A 1,731-nucleotide genomic window follows, 5' to 3' on the forward strand; every position below is an offset into this window, starting at 1 on the left:
GGGCGGATGGCACGGCGTGGTGCCGGCGGATCACCCCGGTCGATCCACAGGAGGAGGCCGTTCCATGATGTCCGACGCAATCCTGCTGGCGCTGGCCCCGATTTTCTTCGTAATGGGCCTCGGTTATGTCGCCGGGCGAATGCACATCGTCGAAAACCATCAGGTCGACAGCCTGAACAAGCTGGTGATGGATTTCGCCCTGCCGGCATCCGTGTTTGCGGCGACGGCATCGGCGCCGCGCAGCGAGATGCTGGCCCAGGCGCCGCTTTTCGCGGTCTCCGGCGGGGTCATGCTGCTGCTGTACCTGGCATGGTATTTCCGTCAGCACGCATCCTCCAGGATCGGCAAGGAGGATGCCGCGCTGCAGGCCCTGACCATCGCCTTTCCGAATCTCGCGGGTGTCGGGCTTCCCATCGTCTCCGCGGTGCTCGGCCCGACCGGGACCGTTCCGGTCGCCGTCACCCTGGCCGCCGGCTCCATCCTCGTCAGCCCGCTGACGCTGGTCCTCCTCGAGATCTACGGGGCGAAGGGCGACGCGGCTGCCGAACCGATGACCCTGCGCATCCTCCGAGCCCTGCGGCGGCGCTGGCCAAGCCCGTGGTCCTGGCGCCGATGCTCGGTATCGCACTCTCGCTGCTGCAGCTGAAGCCCGGACCCGTCGCCGATGCCTGCCTGCTGCTGATCGGGCATGCCGCCGCCGGCGTCGCCCTGTTCCTCACCGGCCTGGTCCTGTCGGGCCAGCATTTCCGGCTGGACTGGAAGGTCGTCAGGGCGACCGCGGCGGCCGACATCATCCGGCCGCTCGTGACGGCCGCGGTGGTGTTCATCCTGCCGGTCTCGGCCGAGACCGCAAAGGTGGCCATTCTGCTGGCGGCGGTGCCGTCGGGCTTCTTCGGCATCCTGTTCGCCGTGAACTACCGCCTGGATTCGGCCACAGCCGGATCCATGGTCATCGCCAGCACCGTGTTCAGCATCGTCACGATGGCGATCGCCATCGCCGTGCTCTTCCCCGGGTAGGGCCCGGAGCATCAGCCGCGCCAGAACGGCTTGCGAATCTCCGCCTCGACATCGCATCGGCTCAGGCCGCAATCGGCCAGAAAGGAATCCGACCGGCTTGCCAGACAGCGGCGCTCCTGCGCGCGTTCATGCCAGGTCAGCAGCAGGTCGATCAGGGACGTGACCAGATCTCGGCGAACGACGCCGTCCTGGGCGGTGGCCGAGGGAAGTTCGGTGGTCGACACGGGACAACTCTCCTTGCACCACGACATGCATCCTGCCGGAAAGACGAACTCCTTCGGACGCCGCGCGGCGGCTTCTGCATCAATGCCGATAAAGGCAATCTTTCAATAAATAGTTGGGTCTTGGCAAATTTGTAGACAATTTAATTTATATTAATTAAGCGTTCATCAATCAAAATTGCACATTTATTCAGGACTACGAGATGACCCACAACATCAACATCGCAACGGGCTTTTCAGTACTGCATAGGAGGCCTGCGCAGGACACCGAGCGGCCGAAACTCGTGGTCGACGCCCCTTCGCGCCACGGACATCGAGGCGGACGATCTCGACCTTCGGTTCGTTCATCTCGGCGACCACGCGGCCACCCATTGGTCCGGGGACAGGGCGAATTTCTGGGCCAGATTGACCGAGGCATAGGGCAGCGGCGACTCGTAGCGGGCGGGAATTGCAGATTTGGCCCGACGACTGCCGCGAATCTTGTACCGGCGTG

General features: G+C 64.1%; 3 protein-coding genes. 2 read left to right on the forward strand and 1 reads right to left on the reverse strand.

What is annotated here, in order from left to right:
• Positions 1 to 646, forward strand: a 646-nt coding sequence (locus FFK22_RS44245) for an AEC family transporter (RefSeq protein WP_221939298.1), incomplete at its 5' end; no start/stop codon positions are given.
• Positions 613 to 1,017, forward strand: a complete 405-nt coding sequence (locus FFK22_RS44250; RefSeq protein ID WP_221939299.1) for an AEC family transporter — start codon at positions 613 to 615, stop codon at positions 1,015 to 1,017. The genes FFK22_RS44245 and FFK22_RS44250, both read left to right, overlap by 34 nt.
• Before the next feature lie 11 nt (positions 1,018 to 1,028).
• Here the strand turns inward: FFK22_RS44250 and FFK22_RS41665 are convergent, their stop codons facing one another.
• On the reverse strand, positions 1,029 to 1,241 hold the full coding sequence (locus FFK22_RS41665) for a DUF1127 domain-containing protein (RefSeq protein ID WP_221939300.1): 213 nt from the start codon (positions 1,239 to 1,241) through the stop codon (positions 1,029 to 1,031).
• Positions 1,242 to 1,731: the final 490 nt, after the last annotated feature.

The sequence above is a fragment of the Mycobacterium sp. KBS0706 genome, assembly GCF_005938675.2.
Taxonomy (GTDB): Bacteria; Pseudomonadota; Alphaproteobacteria; order DSM-16000; family Inquilinaceae; genus Inquilinus.

What these genes read in the sequence shown, in the direction of transcription:
- FFK22_RS44250 (WP_221939299.1), top strand. Translation starts at nt 613, where the DNA reads ATGCTCGGTATCGCACTCTCGCTGCTGCAGCTGAAGCCCGGACCCGTC.